The organism is Aestuariimicrobium sp. p3-SID1156 (assembly GCF_025144225.1).
GTDB lineage: Bacteria > Actinomycetota > Actinomycetes > Propionibacteriales > Propionibacteriaceae > Aestuariimicrobium.
Map to the genome: position 1 here is coordinate 67,532 of NZ_JALXXB010000010.1, position 17,917 is coordinate 85,448.

The following is a 17,917-nucleotide window of genomic DNA, read 5'->3' on the forward strand; positions in this document are numbered from 1 at the left end:
TCCTCCAGGAGACATGGCGGTCAGGGGGTCAGGAGCATTTGGCGGCGTTGTCGAGACAATCGATCATCGCCAGGGTGACCTCGGAGTTCGGGGCGGGGATGGTGCGGACTCGCTTGGACAGCTTCATCCCCTCGAATGCCGTCAGGTCGTTCAGGCCGGCGTTGACCGCCGAGCGAAAGCCGTAGCGACTCCAGGCGATCTTCTGGACCTCGATGTCCTGAACGGCCTGGATCAGGCGGGCGCCGTCGGCGTCAAGGGCGAGCACCGGGTGGTCGGAGTAGATGGTGGGGCTCGGGTAGAGCATCGTGACGTCCTTGGTCAGGCTCGCGTCCTTGCCGGACTTGATCCACTGCTGCAGCAGCTGGTTCTCATAGCCCGCGTAGAGGGGCGCGGAGTACTCCCCGCCCTGGGTGAGCCATTGCCGAAAGCCGTCATCTGAACTGGCCGCCTGCAGCCCGGAGGTTTCGTAGAGCCGTCGCATGGTCGGGAGCGCTTTGCGGGCCTCAGCCAGAGTGGGCGGGTTGGCAGCATCCTCGGTGGCGATGACGGTCAGCTGCAGCTGGGCCATGGTGAAGCCGGAGTTCGACGTACGCGCGTCGGTGCTGCGGATCCGGATTGGCCCGGCCAGGTCACCGGCCTTGAGTGACTGCCAGGTCGTGTTCTTCAGGACGTTCTCGACCAGCAGCTTCTTGATGTCGAGGGTCTGGACGCCCCCGGCCTCGGTGACCAGTCCAGCCTTCGTCAGCGCACCGGTCGCCTGGGGGCCGGAATAGACCACCTCGGGCGACTGCAGCACATTCGCCGCCCGGTAGCCGGGGAATGCCCCCTTGTGCCTGGACTCGAAGACGCTGCGCGCCGATTCCGAGGAGGGCCACAGGCAGTTGAAGCCCTTGGCCCTGATGTCCTCACTCGACATCAGCACCTGCTTGTAGGAGCCCATCGGGACGAAGTTCACCCTCAGCCCGAACTTCTCGTCGAGCAGCTTGACCACCTCGGGGTCGGCCATGAGTTCGGTCTTCTCCGAGCCCCCAGCGCAGGTGATGGTGGTCTTTTTCGGCGGCTCCGGCTTTTTGGCTGCCGGGTCATTCTTCGCCCACAGGTAGAGCGCACCACCCAGGACGAGCACCAGGACCAGGACGACCAGACCGATCAGCGACTTGGCATTCTTCATTGCTGCTCCAGTTTCGGCATCTCGGGTGGGGCGACGGTGGCCAGGTGTGACTGGTAGGTGGCCACGTCGCCCTGGTTGACGAGACGAATGTTGTCCAGGGTGAAGTCGACGAAACGCTTGACGGCCTGCTCACCGGCCACCAACTGCTGGTCGGCGCGCTCATAGAAGGCCGGGTGCGCCTCGATGTCCGCATAGGTGGCCACCACCCCACGCAGGCTGGTGAGGTGTTCCCTCAACTGGCTGGCTGAGGAGTACAGCGAGGTGGGCGAGGTGCGTTCCACCCGGCGCAGCAGTTCGGGCACCACCTGGGCGACCCGGTCCACCTGGGCGCGCAGGCTCGGGGAGCCCACCTCGCGGGCAGCCTTGCGAATCTGTTCCACCAGCCCCAGGCACTCGCCGACCAGCTCGCGGGAGTCCTCCCGGTAGGTCTCATCGGTGATCTGTGCCGGGGTGCGAGCGAGCGCCAGGCGGGTCCCGAAGGCGGCCAGCAGCGCCAGCACCGCCGGACCGGCCAGTCTGATCACGTCGGTGGCCCCGTTCAGGGCTGCGAACATCATCACGAAGACGATGACCGCAGCCACCGCAGCCCAGAGGGTGGAGTTCTTCCTCACTTGTAACCGGCCGCTTCCCGCAGGGCCTGGACCATGTCATCCTTCTGCACGAACGAGCCGCCGGTCTCCTTCGCGATCTCCTCCAGCTGTCCCGGGTCGGCGCCCTCGCCGAAGGCGATGCTGATCACCGGCGCGCCGAGCGATGTGACCGTGGACAGCGCCCGGGAGCGATGGCGGTCCCCGGACTTGCCATCAGACATCACCACGATGAGCTTCTTCAGCGTCCTCGGGCTGGAAGCCAGCTCCTGGGCGGCCCGCTCCAGGCAGGAGTACATGTCGGTGCCACCGCCGGGTTCATGGGCCACGATCTTCTCGCGCAGGCCGAGCAGATCTTTGTCCTGATTGCCCTTGACCGACCAGGGCCCGGCGGCGATACCGCCATTGAACACGGCCACCCCGGTGAGGTCCTCCGGCCCGGTCTGCAACAGGTTCCGTCGCGCCTGAACCGGGTCGAACAGGGCCCCAGCAGCCTCCTCGACCCCATTCCAGCCGTTGTTCTCCTTCATGGATCCCGAGCCGTCCAGGCAGTAGAAGATGTGCACCGGCTTCCGGAAACGCGTGTGGTACATGTCCAGGGCCTGCTCGATCACGGGGCCCGCCGGATAGGTGACCCCCTGTTCGCGCAGGTTGGCCTTGATCCCCCAGTCCGGGTTGAAGACCGAAGTGTCGGGATTGCTCAGGCTGAGCCCCACGCCACCAGCCGGTCGACGACCCAGGGACAGCAGCTTGGCGCGGGCCTCCTGGTCGGAGAGCAGGTAGCTTTGCAGCTTGGTGAAGATCTCCTTCTTGGCCCCAACCTGTTCCTGGCCGTGGTCGGAGAAGCCCAGCGGTGCGTCCGAGATCGCCATCGCCCCGCGCGGGTAGACCACATAGAGCGGATCGCGGCCCTGGTCGACCAGTTCCTTGTTCTTCTCGATGACCAGGTCCTCGTAGGTGAACATGGTCTGGCAGATGTCAGCGTTCTCCAGGCACTGGTCCATCATGGTGCCGGTCGAGGGCGGGGTCCGATCGATGGAGCGGATGAAGGTCTGCATCCCTGTGACGACCTTGTCGCTGTTCAGCTGCTGCTGGGTCAGCGCCTGCCCCGGCGGGTTCCCGGCGAAGTGGTTCAAGAAGCTGAACAATGTGGTCGCACCGGAATTGGACTGGGTCGGGTTGGTCGCCCACGTGGTGACCGTCTTCTTCTCCACCGAGGTGATGATCTCGGCGGCGGTCACATCGCGACCGACCATGCCGAGTTTCTCCATCACCGGCTTGAACCCGGCGTAGACGACCGGGGTCAGGAACATCGGCTTCACCTGGGTGAGCTGCCCGTCGCTGTTCCCCAGCTGGCTGAACACGCTGGACGCGAACCAGTAGGCGTCGTGGTCGGTCGACTTGTTCTGCACCAGCCGCGCCTGGTCCACCGAGCCGAGCAGCTTCCACGTGCAGTGGTAGCCCTGCTGGTCACACCAGGGAGCAACCACTTGTTCCAGCACCGAGCGCTGCTCGGACCCGGCGACGATGCTCAGGGTTGTGGCTGGGTCAGTCTTCCCACCGCCCTGGCCACCACCCCCGCCGCCGGTGCACGCGGAGAGCACCAGCAGCAGGGCGAGGAGCGCCGCACCGGCGCGGAATCGTGGCCAGCGGGCAACCTTCATACCTCAGTTGTAGCCGATCGCAGTGTCATTCTGGTGAACGGCCACCGCGTGCGGCAGGGCTCAGGCGATCGGCGTGATGGGAGCCCACTCCGGGCCGGTCTCGGCGAGCTTCTCGTCCAGCTTGGCGAACAGCGGGCTGGGCTTGGCCAGAGGACGCCCAACCTCGATCGGGGTGGAGGTCCACTTCCCGAGTTCAGTCGTGTAGTCCCCGCGCAGCACCGTGTAGGTTGACTCGCCCTCACTGACCTCCTCCAGCTGCGGCATGGCCGCCCAGGTGCCCTGGCCGCCGAGGGCCTCGAAGATCTTCTGTGAGGCGTGCGGCAGGAAGGGGGTGAGCAGGGTGTTGCAGTCCTGGACCACCTGCAGCGCCACGTGCAGCACGGTCTCGCGGCGGGCCGGGTTGTCCTTCAGCTTCCACGGCTCGGTGTCGGAGAGGTACTTGTTGGCCAGCGAGACGATCCGCATCGCTTCGGTGATGGCGGCCTTGAACTTGCACTGCTCCAGCAGCTCGCCGACGGTGGTGAAGGCTCCTGCCGAGGCGTCGAGCAGCTCGCGGTCGATGTCCTCCAGCTCGTTCGCCGCCGGGATCGCACCGACATTCTTGTGCGCCATCGAGATGGAGCGATTGACCAGGTTTCCCCACTCGTTGGCGAGCTCGAAGTTGGTGCGGCGAACGAACTCCTCCCAGGTGAAGTCGGTGTCCTGGTTCTCCGGGCCGGCGACCGCGATGAAGTAGCGCAGGGCGTCGGGGCCGAACTCGCGCAGGAAGTCACCCACGAAGATGGAGGCACCGCGGGAGCTGGCGACCTTTGACCCGCGCATGGTGAGGAACTCAGAAGACACGATCTCGGTGGGCAGGTCCAGGCGTCCCAGCAGAGGGCTCAGCTCACCGCCCTTGGAGCCTTCACCGTTGACGCCGAGCAGGATGCCGGGCCAGATGACGGAGTGGAAGACGATGTTGTCCTTGCCCATGAAGTAGTAGCTGCGGGCGCGCTCCTCGTGCCAGAAGTCCTTCCAGGCGTCAGGGTTGCCCGAGCGGCGGGCCCATTCGATGGAGGCCGACAGGTAACCGATCACGGCGTCGAACCAGACGTAGATGCGCTTCATCTGGTTGTCCTCCCAGCCCTCCACGGGGATGGGGATGCCCCAGTCGAGGTCGCGGGTGATTGCGCGGGGGCGCAGCTCCTTGAGCAGGTTGTGGCTGAACGCCAGCACATTGGGACGCCAGTCGGTGCGGTCGTTGAGCCAGGTCTCCAGCTGCTGCGCCAGGGCGGGCAGGTCGAGGAAGAAGTGCTCGTTCTCGCGGAACTCGGGGGTTTCACCGTTGATGCGTGAGCGCGGGTTCTTCAGGTCGATCGGGTCGAGCTGGCGGCCGCAGTTGTCGCACTGGTCGCCGCGGGCACCCTCGTAGCCGCAGTGGGGGCAGGTGCCCTCAATGAAGCGGTCCGGCAGCGTCCGGCCGGTCGAGGGCGAGATGGCGCCCATCTGGGTCTTGCTCACGATGTAGCCGTTGCGGTGCAGGGTGCGGAAAACCTCCTGCACGACCTCGCGGTGGTTGGCGGTGGTGGTGCGGGTGTAGAGGTCGTAGGACAGGCCCAGCCCCTGCAGGTCGTGGCAGATGATGGTGTGGTACTTGTCTGCCGTCTGTGCTGCGGTCAGACCCTCCTGGTCGGCCTTCACCTGGATGGCGGTGCCGTGCTCGTCGGAGCCGGAGATCATCAGGACCCGGTGACCCGACATGCGCATGAAGCGACTGAACACGTCGGAGGGGACACCGAATCCGGAGACATGGCCGATGTGTCGGGGACCGTTGGCATACGGCCACGCGACGGCGGCGAGAACGTTGGCACACATGCGCTCAATCCTAGAGCAGTGACAACACCGGGTTCGCCGGCGGCTCCTCGATGACGCCCGCCCTCTGGAGGAACTTCCCCATCCGCGTGAACGCCTTCTGGTCCACCGCCACGCTGGGCTTGCCACTCTTCTTCCACATCTCCATCGTTGACTCCAGGACGCCCCGCGCTGCCTGCTGTTGCTTCTTGTCCGCCAGGGCCGGGACGTGCTCGGCGGTGGCGTCAAGGGCGATCTGGGGATCGGCGACGATCGCCTCCTCCGCCTTCTGCATGACGGTCGCGATCCTGGCCAGGACGGACTTGTCCGGGCCACTGTCCGACCTGTCGACCAGACTGGGCCCGACCAGCTGCGGGCTACTGGCGTCCGAGATCGGGAGGCTGGTCACCTTCGTGCCCTGAGCCTTCAACTGGACCAGCTCGTTGTTGCGGAAACCCATGATGAAGTCGACCTTGCCGGTGGTCAGGGCCGTGAGCTGGGTGTAGCCGATGTCGACGAGCGTGACGTCCTTCTCCGTGAGCCCGGCCTGGTGGATCGCGGCCAGCGCGGCGTAGTAGCTGGAGCCGTAGTGGCCCGGGATGCCCAGGCTCGCTCCCTTGAGCGCGGACAGGTCGGCGGCGGGCTTCAGGCCCATCACCTCGATCGGGTAGGTCTGGTAGGCGGTGGCGAAGGTGGCCAACGACTGGCCCTTGACGCCCTTCTTGGTGCTGGCGGCGACCATGGCCTCGTCGGCGGAGGCGAAGACGACCTGTTCCTTGCCCTTGAGCAGGGCCCCGAAGACCTCCTCCTGCTGGCCGTGGTGGCGCAGTTCGACGCGCACGTTCTCGGCGTCGAACATGCGCTCCTTCGTGGCCACGTAGAAGGGGCTGAACTGGATGTTGGGGATGTAGGTCAGCCCGATCGTGATCAGGTCCCCGTCCACGATGGTCGAGGTGGGACTGGAATCCTTCCTGGTGCAGCCGGCCAGTGCCGTCCCCAGGCCGGCCGCCAGTATGCCGGTGAGTGCTCCGCGTCGAGTGATCATCCAGGTTCTCCTGTGGGGTTGGGGGCAGGTCAGAGGTTCTCGCCCTGGATCCGGGCAACGGCGGCACGTTCGACGAGAAGCACCAGTCCGTAGAGCAGGAGTGCGGCGCCGCTGGTCCAGGCAACGACGGCGAAGACGCCGGCGGTATCGGCGGCCTCCCGGTAGAGGGTCAGCAGCGTCCCGATGCCGGAGCCGCCCATGACGAGTTCACCGACCACGGCACCGGTCATCGCCAGCACCACTCCCCCACGGACGCCCGCGAGGACGGCGGGGGCTGCGATCGGGAACTCGACCTGCGTTAGCCGTTGCCAGGCGTTGGCCCCGTCCAGCAGCGCGTTGTCGACCAGCCGCATGTCGAGGCCGCGGAAACCGACCACGGTGGTGGTGACCATGGGGAAGAACGCGATGATGGCGCACAGGATGGCGATCGGCAGCGTCCCGTAGCCGATCCAGAGCACCAGCAGCGGGGCGATGGCGACCAGCGGGATGGTCTGCGAGATCGCGACCACGGGTTCGGCGATCGCCGCCAGCAGCCGTGAGTGGGCGATCATCACACCCAGGGGGACGCCGACAAGTGCCGCGATACCGGCTCCCAGCACGGCGGCCGTCAGCGTGGGGCGCAGGTACTGCCAGGCGTGGCCCAGCCTGACCTGGCTAACCATGCGGTCGAGGACGTCGAGCGGGCTGGGCAGGTAGAGGGCGTCAATGCCGCCGGAGGCGGTGACACCCCACCACAGCAGCACTGTCACCAGCACGGCCAACGTGAAGGGCGCCGAACTCATGCGTCCGGGGCGGGTGCGCGCGGGGTAGGCGGACCAAATGCCCCAGCGCGCGAACTGTCGCGCCCGGGAGCGTCGCGCTACCCGCTGCTGGTGGTCGTCCATCGTGCCCCGCCTGTCCATCGGGTCCGGGGCACACAACAACGTACGGACGCAGGCATGCCTGCGCTCCGGACGCGCATGTTCCTCCCATCCAGACTGTGACTGTCGGTGCTGGAATTCCACCAGCTCAACCCCCCACCAACGACTCGCGTCGTGACTGAGGGGGTCGCGGACTGTGACCGCCGGTTCGGATTTTCACCGACCCCGGAACATTTCTGCCAGCCTAGCAGGGGTTGGCAGGCTCACACCGCAGCGAGTCGACCATCTGTCATGGTGAAGGCCCGAGAGGCATAATCGACCGCCTCTGGAGAGTGACTGACCAGCAAGACCGTGTACCCGTCGCCGCTGAGCTGCTGAAGCAGGCTGAAGAGATCGCGGCTCGTAGCGCTGTCGAGCGCTCCGGTGGGTTCGTCAGCCAGGAGGAGTTTCCTGCCGCCAGCCAGCGCCCTGGCAATGCCGACACGCTGCCGTTGACCGCCCGACATCTCTGCGGGACGCCGATCTGCCAGCTGGCCGATGCTGACCTTGTCCAGCGCCTCGCGAGCAAGCTGACCGGTTGCCCCCAGCGGGATACCCAGCGCTTGCAGCGGCAGTTCAATGTTCTCCTGCGCAGTCAGTTCAGGAATGAGGTTGTCGTCCTGAAAGACGATCCCGACATGGTGTAGTCGGTGATGCGCTCGCTTGGACTCGCCCATGCCTTCCAGGTGTTGACCGGCTACGACAACCTCACCGGAGTCAGCCACTTCGAGCCCGGCAACCACGTTGAGCAGTGTCGTCTTGCCCGAACCCGAAGGTCCCTGGACACACACGAAGTCCCCCTCGGCGATGTCCAGCGACACCTCATCCAGCGCAACCACTTCTTCCACAGCGGTGCTGAAGTTCTTGCTGACGCGCCTGAGACTCACCAGCTCAGCCATTCGACATCCTCTCCCTCACACTGACACGAAGCGACCCAAGGAGTGCACCCACGACAGAGCCTCCCACCACCGACAGGAAGGATCGGACGAGGAAAGACCAGGGCAGCAGGGGGTTCTGCCCCTGGAACCGGACCAGCATCAAGCCGAGGATGGAGGGTAGGACAGTCGCTGCTGCCAGGACCACGGTGATCACCCCGCATTGAGCCCACAACAGTGTGCGCGCCGCCGACAACGGCATTCCCAAGGTCAGCATCGCGGCCTGCGCCGGACGGCTCTGCACAGCCAGCGCCGAGAGCACCGAACCCATCACCAGTGCTGAGAGCAACCCCAGCAACCATGGCTGCAGACGTTGCTCCGGTGTCCCCTTGTACGGCGGGGGAACGTAAGGAGCGGTGTAGTAACTCTGGCCGATCCCCAGGGAGGTGGCGGCCTCTACGACTTTGGTCACGTCGCCCGCCATTCCACCCATGAGATACTCCACAGGATCCTTGTCGACCGGCGCCAAGGCTTGCATTGTGGACAACAGCATGAGACCGGCGCGCTGGCGCAGCAGCGGAGCATTCGTACTGAGATGCTGAGTGGGAATGCTCGGCCTGGAACCATGCTGGACTTCGACCTCTGGGGGCGCATCCGCCCCGGCCAGGAGGTGACCTGATGACAGTGCCTGGCGTTCTGCGGCAGTCAAGGGCCTGGCGAGAACCAGACTCGCGTCTTCAATGGTCTGTACAGCCAGAATCGGCAGACCGCGTTGGTCATTCGGGCCGAACCAGATGCCCACTGCTCGAGTACCACTCTTCTCTTGCCACTCGTCCAAGCGGGGGCGCACCTCGGGCAGGTTGTTGATCATGACGGTGTTTGGTGGCACCGCGGTCTGCTCGGACATCATGCGGTTGAACTCCCGGAAGGACGCCCCCAAGGACGTCAGGATCACCGTGATCACCGACAGCGCAGCCGCGATCACCACCAGCCTTGAACCGAGTCGGTGCGCAACACTGGCCAACTGACGTTGCCCGAGGCGCACCAGCACTGGCTTCAGCGGAACCCTCGCTAGCAGAGCAATCAGGTCAGGCACACTCAGGGAGAGCCCCACAGCCAGGAGGCCGCCGCTCACCCAGCGCGCCAGGTCTGGTGTGTTTCCGAGCAGCGGTTGCGCCCACAGTGCACTCACAGCGAGCACGAAGGCGCAGCCCCGCCGCCAGCTCGATCGTCGGGTGGCTGGAGCTGGCGTGGGGCTCGGCGCCGATGGTGCACGCTCGCGGCCCGCGGCTACACCGAGAAGCGAGCCAACAAAGATCAGGACTGGCAGCAGCAAGAGCCAGTTGTTCCAGGACGGTGAACTCACCGGCTGCCTCATGAGGTACTGGACCAGCGGTTTCAGGAGCCACCCTGCCCCGAAGCCCAGAACGACGGCCGGGGGAACCGCGACAAGGAGACCACGCATCTGAGCCCGCCGGATCCAACCCCGGGTGAGGTGGCGCGGGACACCCTGCCGAAACAAGGCTGCTTCCGTACTTCGACGCCACCCAGCCAGCATGAAGCCCGAAGCCAAGCCGCCAGCCAACGCCAGGAGCGCGCCGGGAAGCACCATCAGCAGCGCAGTCTTGTTGTCAAAGGCAGTCCAGCCCATCCCTTCCCGCGTTCGCACGAAAGGGTGTTGGGGCACCGGCTGGCCCAGGGAACGCGACAGCTTTGGAAGGACGACGTCGGGGCTTCCATCGAAGTAGGCCGTGACCAGGGCTTGCATCCCCGTCAGTTCAAGCCCTCCTCGCGGGTCGTGACCAATCGACCCCGGAAAGACGAGCACCTCGTTGGTGTCCCGCCATCCTTTACGGCGCACCTCCCCCACCACCCTGAGGTTGATGCGTTCCCCCCAAGCAGTGATGTGTGAGGTTCCCTCCAGACCGTCGCTGACGACCGCCTCGCCGTCTGCTGCAGGCCAGCGACCAGCGATCAACTCATACCCCAGCCGATTCCGCGGCCCCCACGCCGCCTCAAGGAAGGTGACCGTTTTGTCCAAGGTTCTGTAAGTACCTCCGTCCGCGAGGCGCTGGAACTCCACGGCGCTCGGAGGAGGCGACCCCCAGTTGGCAACGCACAACGAATCGGAAACGCCAGAGCATTTCTCGACATTGGTCGCTCGGCCGGGCTGGATGCTCTGTGCGAAGTCGTGGCTCGCCCCGTAGTCCCCCAGCAGCCACAGCTGCATCACCGCGGTACTGCGACCGAAGACCAGGAACACGCTGGCCACCAAGGCCGCCACCATCGCGGAGCCGCCCGCAACCAGCATCGCGCGTAGTTGCGGACGGACCTGCGTCCAGACTGGATGGAGACTCACCGGCAACCGTGATCCATGCGCCAGGAGCTCATCTTGTCGTTCTGCCAGGAACTCAGTTCATGCGTGGTGGAGCGTTTGAACATGTTGTAACAGCTGCTCCTACCATCGAACCCCATGTACCAGGCACCGTTGTAGTAGGTCTTGTTGGCGAAGGAGGACATGACGTTGTCGGCCGTGGCGTTGGTGAGGCCAGCACCCCCGCCCTTGTGCTCATACTTGGTGATGAAGTTGGGATTGGCGTAGACGCATGCCAGCTTGTCCGCGCAATCGCTGGCGCCAGGCACCCCCGCCATCGCCGTGGAGGCACCAAGAGAACCCACGGCTACTACAGCCGCAGCTGCGTATTTCAGGAATCGCATTATTCGACCTTTCGGTTCAATGGAACATCGTTGTCACTTCGAACCCGGGTACCTCGATACTCCCCCCCCAAGGTGAATTCAAGGAATCTCCACAGCAAACACTGGGTGAACCTTCAGAGCACCGGCGTGGTCTGTTCAAACCTCAAGCGCCAGTTGCCATCGACCTGCTGCCACAGCGAGCTGACCACCTGGCGGCGTGACCCCAGGGTGAGCCGCCAACGCAGCAGCACCACCCCGTCGGCGAGCTCTTCAAGGCCGAGCACATCAACACGAGGCTGCAGTTCCAGGGGCTTCAAGCCCTGCATCATCCGCTGGTAGGTGTGGATGCGCCCCGAGGAGTCATGCCGCACGCAGTCGGGGTGCAGCAGCTCAAAAAGCTTCAGCGGACTGGTGCGCGTCGTGGCGTCAAGCAGTTCCCGGGTCCGGGCGACGAGTTCAGCCTGCAGGCCGGCGGCGGCGCCGAGCACCTCGGACGCCGAGAACTCCGGCGTGGGGTTGGGCTTCTCCTCCGACGCCAGGTCTGCAGCAATCGAGAACAGGTCCTCGTCCTGCACGCTGCCGGGGGGGGTGCTCACGGAGTCACCGGCGGTCACCACGCCGAAGCCCGGCCCGTGCTGGATCTCGGTGCCGTCGCGATAGGCCGTCGCCACCGCGCGGGCCAGTTCGTCCGCACGCTCGTTCATGGCATGCCCGGCATGGCCCTTGACCCACTCAAAACTGACCCGGCGCCCCTCCATGGCGGCGTCCAGTTCCTGCAGGATCTCCACGTTCATCACCGGCTTGCCGTCGGCCTTGCGCCAGCCACGGCGCTTCCAGCCGGGCGTCCACTTGGTGATGCAGTTGATGGCGTACTGGGAGTCGCAGAGCACATGCAGCTCGTCATCGAGGTGGGCCGTCTGGCGCAACAGGTCCAGGACGGCCATCAGCTCGCCCATGTTGTTGGTGCCATGCGGCCAGCCGCCGGCGGCCCAGCGATCCTCGTCGACATACCAGGCCCAGCCCGCTGGGCCGGGGTTGGACAGGGCCGAGCCGTCAGCAGCAGCAGTGATCATGGACGGCCGGACCTGGGCCGGACCTGCTCGAGGTCATCGGGCCCGAAGGCCTGGGGAAGGACCTGGTCCATGGTCCTGATGCCCTCGGGGGTCCACATCTGGAGGCTTGCCCCGCCGTGTTCCCACAAGAGCTGCCGACAGCGCCCACAGGGCATGATCAGGTCGGCATCGCGGTTCACGCAGACGAAGGCCAGCAGGCGACCGCCACCGCCGGCGACGAGATCTGAGATCAGACCACATTCAGCGCACAGGGTCACCCCGTACCCGGCGTTCTCGACATTGCAGCCGGCCACGATGCGTCCGTCGTCCACCAGCGCCGCGGCCCCCACCGGGTACCGGGAGTAGGGCACGTAGGCGCGGACGGAGATCTCAACGGCCCGGGCCCGCAACTCGTCCCAGGGGTAGTCGGTCTGGTCCACAGCAGGCCTCACTTCACGTAGGGGACGCCGTCGTGCGCAGGGGCTCGCACGCGTCCCACCAGTCCGGCGACCGCGATGATCGTGGCGATGTAGGGCAGCATCAGCAGGAACTGGCTGGGCATCGGGGTGCTCAGGGTCTGCAGCTGGGTGGCCATCTGGGTGATGAAGCCGAAGAAGAGCGCGATGATCGAGGCGAGCACGGGGTGCCAGCGTCCCATGATCACCGCGGCCAGGGCGATGAAGCCGTTGCCGACGGTGATGTCTTTGTTGAACGCGCCGATCGAGCCGACGGTGAAGAAGGCGCCACCGAGGCCTGCGAAGACGCCGCCGAAGAGGACTGCGCTCCACTGGATCGCGTGGACGTTGATGCCCACCGTGTCGGCGGCCTTGGGATGCTCGCCGACCGAGCGGATCCGCAGGCCCCACTTGGTGCGGTAGAGCACGAACCAGCAGACGAGTACCGAGAGGATCGCGATGTAGACCAGCACGGTCTGGCTGAACAGGGTGCTGATGAACTGCATGCCGGCGGTGTCACCGATGCCGGGGATCTTCGTGGTCCACCTCGACAGGTCGATGGCCTTCATCGTCGGCGCAGCATTCCACTTCGCCGAGTTCGGCTGCACCAGCTGGTTGAACAGAAAGCCGGTCAGGCCGGAGGCGAACAGGTTGATCACCACGCCGAGTACGACCTGGTCGACGAGGTAGCGGATCGCGAACAGGGCCAGCATGGCTGCCATCAGCACGCCGGCGATCACGGCACCGATGATGGCGAAGGTGATCGACTTGGTGCTCGAGCCGACCACAGCGGCGGTGAAGGCCGCCACCAGCATCTGGCCCTCGATGGCGACGTTCACCACGCCGGCACGCTCGCACATGATGCCGCACAGGGCGCCCAGCACCAGGGGCGTCGCCAGCAGGATGGTGCCGTTGAGCTGGTTGGCCACCTGGAAGGGCAGGCCACGACCGGCCGCCGCCCAGGTGAGGAAGCCGATCGCCAGGGCGAGGCCTGCCAGCGTCCCGAGCCAGCCGGTCAGCGCCCCGCGAATGCGGACGAGGATGAACGCCAGGCCGATCGCCAGCAGGATCACCGCGCAGGTGATGACGACCGGAAGGCCCGGCAGCCTGAGGGTGGGCAGCTTCTTCTCGGCGAACGCGTCCGAGAGCGCGAACTCGGCGGTTCCCTTCGTCGAGAACGACAGCCACACCAGCACCAGGCCCAGCAGCGTCAGCAGGACGCCCATGCTGATGCGGTGGGTGCGTGCTTCGCGGGACTCCGTGGAGCGCAGGACGACTTCGCCGGTCTCGGTGACGTGGGCCTCCTCGGGGGCCCCGCCGTTCACGGTGGGGGCCACGGCGGTGCTCATGCGAGTCCTCCTTCAGCGGTGGCGGCAGCAGCGGCGGCGGGGCGGCGACGGCGTCCCTTGAGGAAGGGAAGCAGGGTGCGCACCAGCAGCGGGGCGGCCACGAAGAGCACGATCAGTGCCTGCAGCACATAGGTTAGGTCCAGCGGAGTGTCGGCGATGGACTGCATCCTCAAGCCGCCGGCGTGCATGGCGCCGAAGAGCAGCCCGGCCAGGACGGTGCCCAGCGGACGCGAGCGGCCCAGCAGGGCGACGGTGATGGCGTCAAAGCCGATGGTGCCGACCAGGTTGCCCGAGAGCGGGGTCGGCATGGCGCCGGCCAGCGGGCCGAGGGCAGCCTGCACACCGGCCAGACCGGTCAGGGCGCCCGACAGCGCCATGGTCACGGCGGTGACATTGGGCACCGACATGCCTGCCGTCGCTGAGGCGTGTGGGTTGGCTCCCACCGCTCGAATGCGGAAGCCCAGCGTGGTGCGCTCCATGATCCACCAGACCAGGACCGCCGCCAGCAGCGCGACGACGAAGCCCATGTGCAGCTGTGAGCCGGCAAGCCGTGGGAAGGTCGCGGTCCAGTCGACCTCGGGCGAGATCGGGTCGGCGCGCCCGGGGCGTTGGAAGGCCTTGGTGGTGAGCAGCCAGGCCAGGGTGCCGGCAGCAATGTAGTTCATCATGATCGTCACGATGACCTCATGGGCACCCGCACGGGCCTTGAGGACGCCCACGATGCCGCCCCACAGCCCACCTGCGAGCACACCGGCCAGAATGGCCAGCGGAAGGTGCAGCACCAGGGGCAGCCCGTGGATCGAGAACCCGACCCAGGCCGAGGCGATGGCGCCCATGATCGCCTGCCCCTGGCCACCGATGTTGAACAGGCCGGCGCGGAAGGCCAGGCCCACACCGAGGCCGGCGCAGATCAGCGGCGCCGCCTGGGCGGTGGTGTGGGTGATCGCCTGCCAGTCACCGAGTGCCCCGTCGAACAGAGCGCTGTAGGCCCCGGAGATCTTGTCCCAGCTGGCGCCCAGGGCATCGCTGGGGCGGGCGAAGAAGTACTTGTACTTGGCCATGATCTCCGCATCGGAGACGACCATGAGGATGGCGCCGACGAGGAAGGCCAGCACGAAGGCGGAAGCGGTGACCGCCACCTCGCTCCAGGGCACCTTCGGTCGGGTCATGCCGGACGCGCTGGCGTCCTCCTGGGTGACGGCCTTGGCCTGGGCCTCGTCCTCGCGTGCCTGGTCGACGTCGGAGGTCTCGTTCTCGTTCTGGCTCACCGTTCCTCCTCCTTGATGTCGCTTCCGGCATCGACCACATCGACCGGGCTGTCGGCGTCCTCGGGCCTGCTCGCGCCCTCGACTTCGGCGCGGGCCTCCTCCTCATTGATGCCGGCCATCATCAGGCCGAGCACCTCGCGCGGGGTCCCTGAGGGGACGATGCCGACGACACGACCGCGGTTCATCACGGCAATCCGATCGGCGAGGGCCTCGATCTCGTCCAGTTCGGTGGACACGATCACCACGGCGGTGCCCGCATCACGCTCGGCGACGAGCCGCTGGTGCAGGAACTCGATGGCGCCCACATCCACGCCACGGGTCGGCTGGCTGGCGATCAGCACCGACAACGGGCGGGACAGCTCGCGTGCCAGCACCACCTTCTGCTGGTTGCCGCCCGACAGCGAGCTCACCGGCTGGCCGATGGATCCTGTGCGGATGTCGAACTCGTTGACCCGGTGCCGGGCGTTGTCGGCGATGGCTCCGAGCTTGAGGGTGCCGGTGCTGGCGTAGTTGTCGACCTGGTTGAGGACCAGGTTCTCCGCGACCGAGAAGCTGCCGACGAAACCGTCGTGCTGGCGGTCCTCGGGGACGAAGCCCAGGCCGGCCTCGATGGTCTGGGCCGGCGTGGCGCGGGTGGTGTCGCGTCCATCAATGCTCACCGAGCCGGACATGACCGGCATCGTGCCGAGCATGGCCTCGACCAGCTCGGACTGGCCATTTCCCTGGACGCCGGCGATGCAGAGGATCTCCCCGCCGTGCACCTCGAAGCTGACGTCGTCGACCACGACGGCACCGCTCGGGTCGGCGACGCTGAGGTCGGAGACCTGCAGGCGGACATCGCGCAGGGTCGGCTCCTGCTTCTGGACGCGAAGGCTCACCGAGCGGCCCACCATCATCTCCGCCAGGTCGGACTCCGAGGCGGAGGGTTCAGCCTCCCCCACCACCTTCCCGCGGCGGATCACGGTGATGTCGTCGGCGATGGCGCGCACCTCGCGCAACTTGTGGGTGATGAAGACGATCGCCTTGCCCTCGTCACGCAGCGCCTGCATGATCAGCATCAGCTCGTCAATCTCCTGGGGGGTGAGCACGGCGGTGGGCTCGTCGAAGACCAGGAAACGGACGTCGTGGCTGAGCGCCTTGAGGATTTCCACCCGCTGCTGGACGCCGACTGGCAGGTTCTCGACCACGGCGTCGGGGTTCACGTCCAGCTTGTAGCGATCGGAGAGCTCACGCACCTTCCGACGTGCCGCCCGCATGCTGAGGGTGCCCAGCGCCCCCTCCTCGCGTCCGAGGACCAGGTTCTCGGCGACGGTGAAGACGTCGACGAGCATGAAGTGCTGGTGGACCATGCCAATGCCCGCCCCCATGGCCTGGCGCGGGTTGCGGAAATGCTGCTCGATGCCATCGATGTAGATCGCGCCCTCGTCAGCGTCCAGCAGACCGTAGAGCACGTTCATCAGTGTCGACTTGCCGGCGCCGTTCTCACCCAACAAGCAGTGGATGCGCCCTGGCACGATGTCCAGGTCGATGTGGTCATTGGCCGTCAGTGCGCCAAAGCGCTTGGTGATGCCGCGCAGGCTCAGGCCGTTGGTCAGGGGTGGCGCCCCGGACGCGCCGCCCGGGGCGTCCGCGCGGTCTGGCGCCGCGGTGGCGCCCGTTGTCGTCTGCACTGTGGCTTCCTTCCAGACGGTGTCCTGCCGAGGGGGCGCCCACGCCCCCAACTCGTCAGAGCCTAGCTGTTGGCCCCGACACCATGTGACCCCTCGCCACCTGAGGTGGCGAGGGGTCGTGGTTGCTGGTCGTCAGCGACTCATCACTTGGGGGCAGAGGCCGAGGTGACCTTGATCTTGCCGTCGATGATGTCCTTCTTGACCTGCTCGAGCTCGGTCTTCAGCTCAGCGGGGACCTTGCTGTCGAACTCGTGGAAGGGGGAAATGCCGGTGCCCTCGTTCTTCAGGGTGCCGACGTAGGGCTCAGAGCTGAAGGTGCCCTCCTTGGCGGCCTTGATGGCCTCGAAGACGGCAACGTCCATGCCCTTGTAGACCGAGGTCGGAATGCTGGAGCAGTACTCAGCGGCGCTCACGCAGCCGTCGGTGTCCACCCAGATGGCGCTGACCTTGCCACCGGATTCCTTGGCGACCTGCAGCCCACCCTGGCCGGCGGGGCCGGCAACCGGGAAGAGGATGTCAGCGCCCTGGGAGACCAGGTTCTGGGCGGTGTTCTTGCCACCGGCGATGTTCTCGAAGGGCTTGGGCTCGGGCACGAACTGGCCGTCCTGCTTGGCGACGTCCCAGCCCAGCACCTGGATGCTCTTGGACTTCTGCTCGTTGTAGTACTTCACGCCCTGGGCGAAGCCGTCCATGAAGATGGTCACGGTCGGGATCTTCATGCCGCCGAAGGTGCCGACCTTGCCGGTCTTGGTGGAGGCAGCGGCGTAGTAGCCGGCCAGGAAGCTGGACTCAGCGGTGTTGAAGACCAGCGGCTTGAAGTTCTTCAGGCCCTTGGCCGAGGCGGGGTTGTCGTCGACGATCGCGAACTGGACGTCGGGGTTGGCCTTGGCGGCAGCGACGGTGGCATCGGAGAGGAGGAAGCCGACGGTCACGATGATCTTGCACTTGGCGTCGATCATCGACTTGATGTTGGTGTTGAAGTCCTTGGTGTCGGCGGACTCGACCTTGCCGGTCTGGATGCCGAGCTCCTTCTCGGCCTTCTGGAGGCCGGCGTAGGAGGTCTGGTTGAAGGACTTGTCGTCAAAGCCACCGGAGTCGGAGACCATGCAGGCCTTGAAGTCGTCCGAGCCGCCGCCGGAGGTGTTCTGGGCGGTGGACTGCGCGGTGGTCGCAGCGGTGGTGTCGGAGCCGGAGGTGGACCCGGCATTGGGGGCCTCCGCACAAGCGGTGAGGGTCATGGCGAGCGCGGCCATCATGGCCGAGGCCGTGAGCAAGGGCTTCTTCACGTGAACTGCCTCCTGAGCAGGAAATGGAACTGTGGGGCCGTTCGCCCCTGCGACCTCACATGCGCCCAC

The 17,917-nt window shown here is 66.2% G+C and carries 15 protein-coding genes and 1 riboswitch; all 15 genes read right to left on the minus strand.

Annotated features, from left to right (window positions below; all coding sequences use genetic code 11):
- Positions 1 to 28: 28 nt before the first annotated feature.
- Positions 29 to 1,171, minus strand: coding sequence for a hypothetical protein (locus tag M3G03_RS10885; protein ID WP_259809813.1), 1,143 nt, complete (start codon positions 1,169 to 1,171; stop codon positions 29 to 31).
- Positions 1,168 to 1,782: a 5-bromo-4-chloroindolyl phosphate hydrolysis family protein gene (locus M3G03_RS10890; RefSeq protein ID WP_259809815.1), complete on the minus strand. Its 615-nt coding sequence runs from the start codon at positions 1,780 to 1,782 to the stop codon at positions 1,168 to 1,170. Before M3G03_RS10890 ends, M3G03_RS10885 begins: the two co-directional genes overlap by 4 nt.
- On the minus strand, positions 1,779 to 3,422 hold the full coding sequence (locus M3G03_RS10895; RefSeq protein WP_259809817.1) for a VWA domain-containing protein: 1,644 nt from the start codon (positions 3,420 to 3,422) through the stop codon (positions 1,779 to 1,781). Before M3G03_RS10895 ends, M3G03_RS10890 begins: the two co-directional genes overlap by 4 nt.
- A gap of 60 nt (positions 3,423 to 3,482) precedes the next feature.
- Positions 3,483 to 5,276 carry a methionine--tRNA ligase gene (gene metG / locus M3G03_RS10900; protein ID WP_259809818.1) on the minus strand — a complete coding sequence of 598 codons (1,794 nt, stop codon included), beginning with the start codon at positions 5,274 to 5,276 and terminating at the stop codon, positions 3,483 to 3,485.
- A 10-nt stretch (positions 5,277 to 5,286) separates the two neighbouring features.
- Positions 5,287 to 6,297, minus strand: coding sequence for an ABC transporter substrate-binding protein (locus M3G03_RS10905; protein ID WP_259809819.1), 1,011 nt, complete (start codon positions 6,295 to 6,297; stop codon positions 5,287 to 5,289).
- A 29-nt stretch (positions 6,298 to 6,326) separates the two neighbouring features.
- Positions 6,327 to 7,181, minus strand: coding sequence for an ABC transporter permease (locus M3G03_RS10910; RefSeq protein WP_259809820.1), 855 nt, complete (start codon positions 7,179 to 7,181; stop codon positions 6,327 to 6,329).
- Between the two features lie 72 nt (positions 7,182 to 7,253).
- A riboswitch (FMN riboswitch) is annotated at positions 7,254 to 7,394 on the minus strand.
- 26 nt (positions 7,395 to 7,420) lie between these two features.
- Positions 7,421 to 8,095 (minus strand): ABC transporter ATP-binding protein, encoded by a 675-nt coding sequence (locus M3G03_RS10915; protein ID WP_259809823.1) that lies wholly within the window; start codon positions 8,093 to 8,095, stop codon positions 7,421 to 7,423.
- Positions 8,088 to 10,343: a hypothetical protein gene (locus M3G03_RS10920; protein WP_259809825.1), complete on the minus strand. Its 2,256-nt coding sequence runs from the start codon at positions 10,341 to 10,343 to the stop codon at positions 8,088 to 8,090. Before M3G03_RS10920 ends, M3G03_RS10915 begins: the two co-directional genes overlap by 8 nt.
- Positions 10,344 to 10,426: 83 nt before the next feature.
- Entirely contained in the window at positions 10,427 to 10,750 is a 324-nt protein-coding gene (locus M3G03_RS10925) for a hypothetical protein (protein WP_259809827.1), read from the minus strand.
- 152 nt (positions 10,751 to 10,902) lie between these two features.
- Positions 10,903 to 11,841: a ribonuclease HI family protein gene (locus tag M3G03_RS10930; RefSeq protein ID WP_259809831.1), complete on the minus strand. Its 939-nt coding sequence runs from the start codon at positions 11,839 to 11,841 to the stop codon at positions 10,903 to 10,905.
- Positions 11,838 to 12,260, minus strand: a complete 423-nt coding sequence (locus tag M3G03_RS10935; protein WP_396121951.1) for a cytidine deaminase — start codon at positions 12,258 to 12,260, stop codon at positions 11,838 to 11,840. The genes M3G03_RS10930 and M3G03_RS10935 overlap by 4 nt, the downstream gene beginning before the upstream one ends.
- 8 nt (positions 12,261 to 12,268) lie before the next feature.
- Positions 12,269 to 13,624, minus strand: coding sequence for an ABC transporter permease (locus M3G03_RS10940; RefSeq protein WP_311197542.1), 1,356 nt, complete (start codon positions 13,622 to 13,624; stop codon positions 12,269 to 12,271).
- Positions 13,621 to 14,793 carry an ABC transporter permease gene (locus M3G03_RS10945; RefSeq protein ID WP_311197544.1) on the minus strand — a complete coding sequence of 391 codons (1,173 nt, stop codon included), beginning with the start codon at positions 14,791 to 14,793 and terminating at the stop codon, positions 13,621 to 13,623. Before M3G03_RS10945 ends, M3G03_RS10940 begins: the two co-directional genes overlap by 4 nt.
- 95 nt (positions 14,794 to 14,888) lie before the next feature.
- Entirely contained in the window at positions 14,889 to 16,562 is a 1,674-nt protein-coding gene (locus M3G03_RS10950) for an ABC transporter ATP-binding protein (RefSeq protein WP_396121947.1), read from the minus strand.
- Positions 16,563 to 16,705: 143 nt separating this feature from the next.
- Positions 16,706 to 17,848: a BMP family protein gene (locus M3G03_RS10955; protein ID WP_396121948.1), complete on the minus strand. Its 1,143-nt coding sequence runs from the start codon at positions 17,846 to 17,848 to the stop codon at positions 16,706 to 16,708.
- Between the last annotated feature and the right edge of the window lie 69 nt (positions 17,849 to 17,917).

Coding starts and splice junctions, on each gene's coding strand:
- M3G03_RS10885 (WP_259809813.1), bottom strand. CDS start 1,171: ATGAAGAATGCCAAGTCGCTGATCGGTCTGGTCGTCCTGGTCCTGGTG.
- M3G03_RS10895 (WP_259809817.1), bottom strand. CDS start 3,422: ATGAAGGTTGCCCGCTGGCCACGATTCCGCGCCGGTGCGGCGCTCCTC.
- metG (WP_259809818.1), bottom strand. CDS start 5,276: ATGTGTGCCAACGTTCTCGCCGCCGTCGCGTGGCCGTATGCCAACGGT.
- M3G03_RS10905 (WP_259809819.1), bottom strand. CDS start 6,297: ATGATCACTCGACGCGGAGCACTCACCGGCATACTGGCGGCCGGCCTG.
- M3G03_RS10910 (WP_259809820.1), bottom strand. CDS start 7,181: ATGGACGACCACCAGCAGCGGGTAGCGCGACGCTCCCGGGCGCGACAG.
- M3G03_RS10915 (WP_259809823.1), bottom strand. CDS start 8,095: ATGGCTGAGCTGGTGAGTCTCAGGCGCGTCAGCAAGAACTTCAGCACC.
- M3G03_RS10930 (WP_259809831.1), bottom strand. CDS start 11,841: ATGATCACTGCTGCTGCTGACGGCTCGGCCCTGTCCAACCCCGGCCCA.
- M3G03_RS10940 (WP_311197542.1), bottom strand. CDS start 13,624: ATGAGCACCGCCGTGGCCCCCACCGTGAACGGCGGGGCCCCCGAGGAG.
- M3G03_RS10945 (WP_311197544.1), bottom strand. CDS start 14,793: ATGACCCGACCGAAGGTGCCCTGGAGCGAGGTGGCGGTCACCGCTTCC.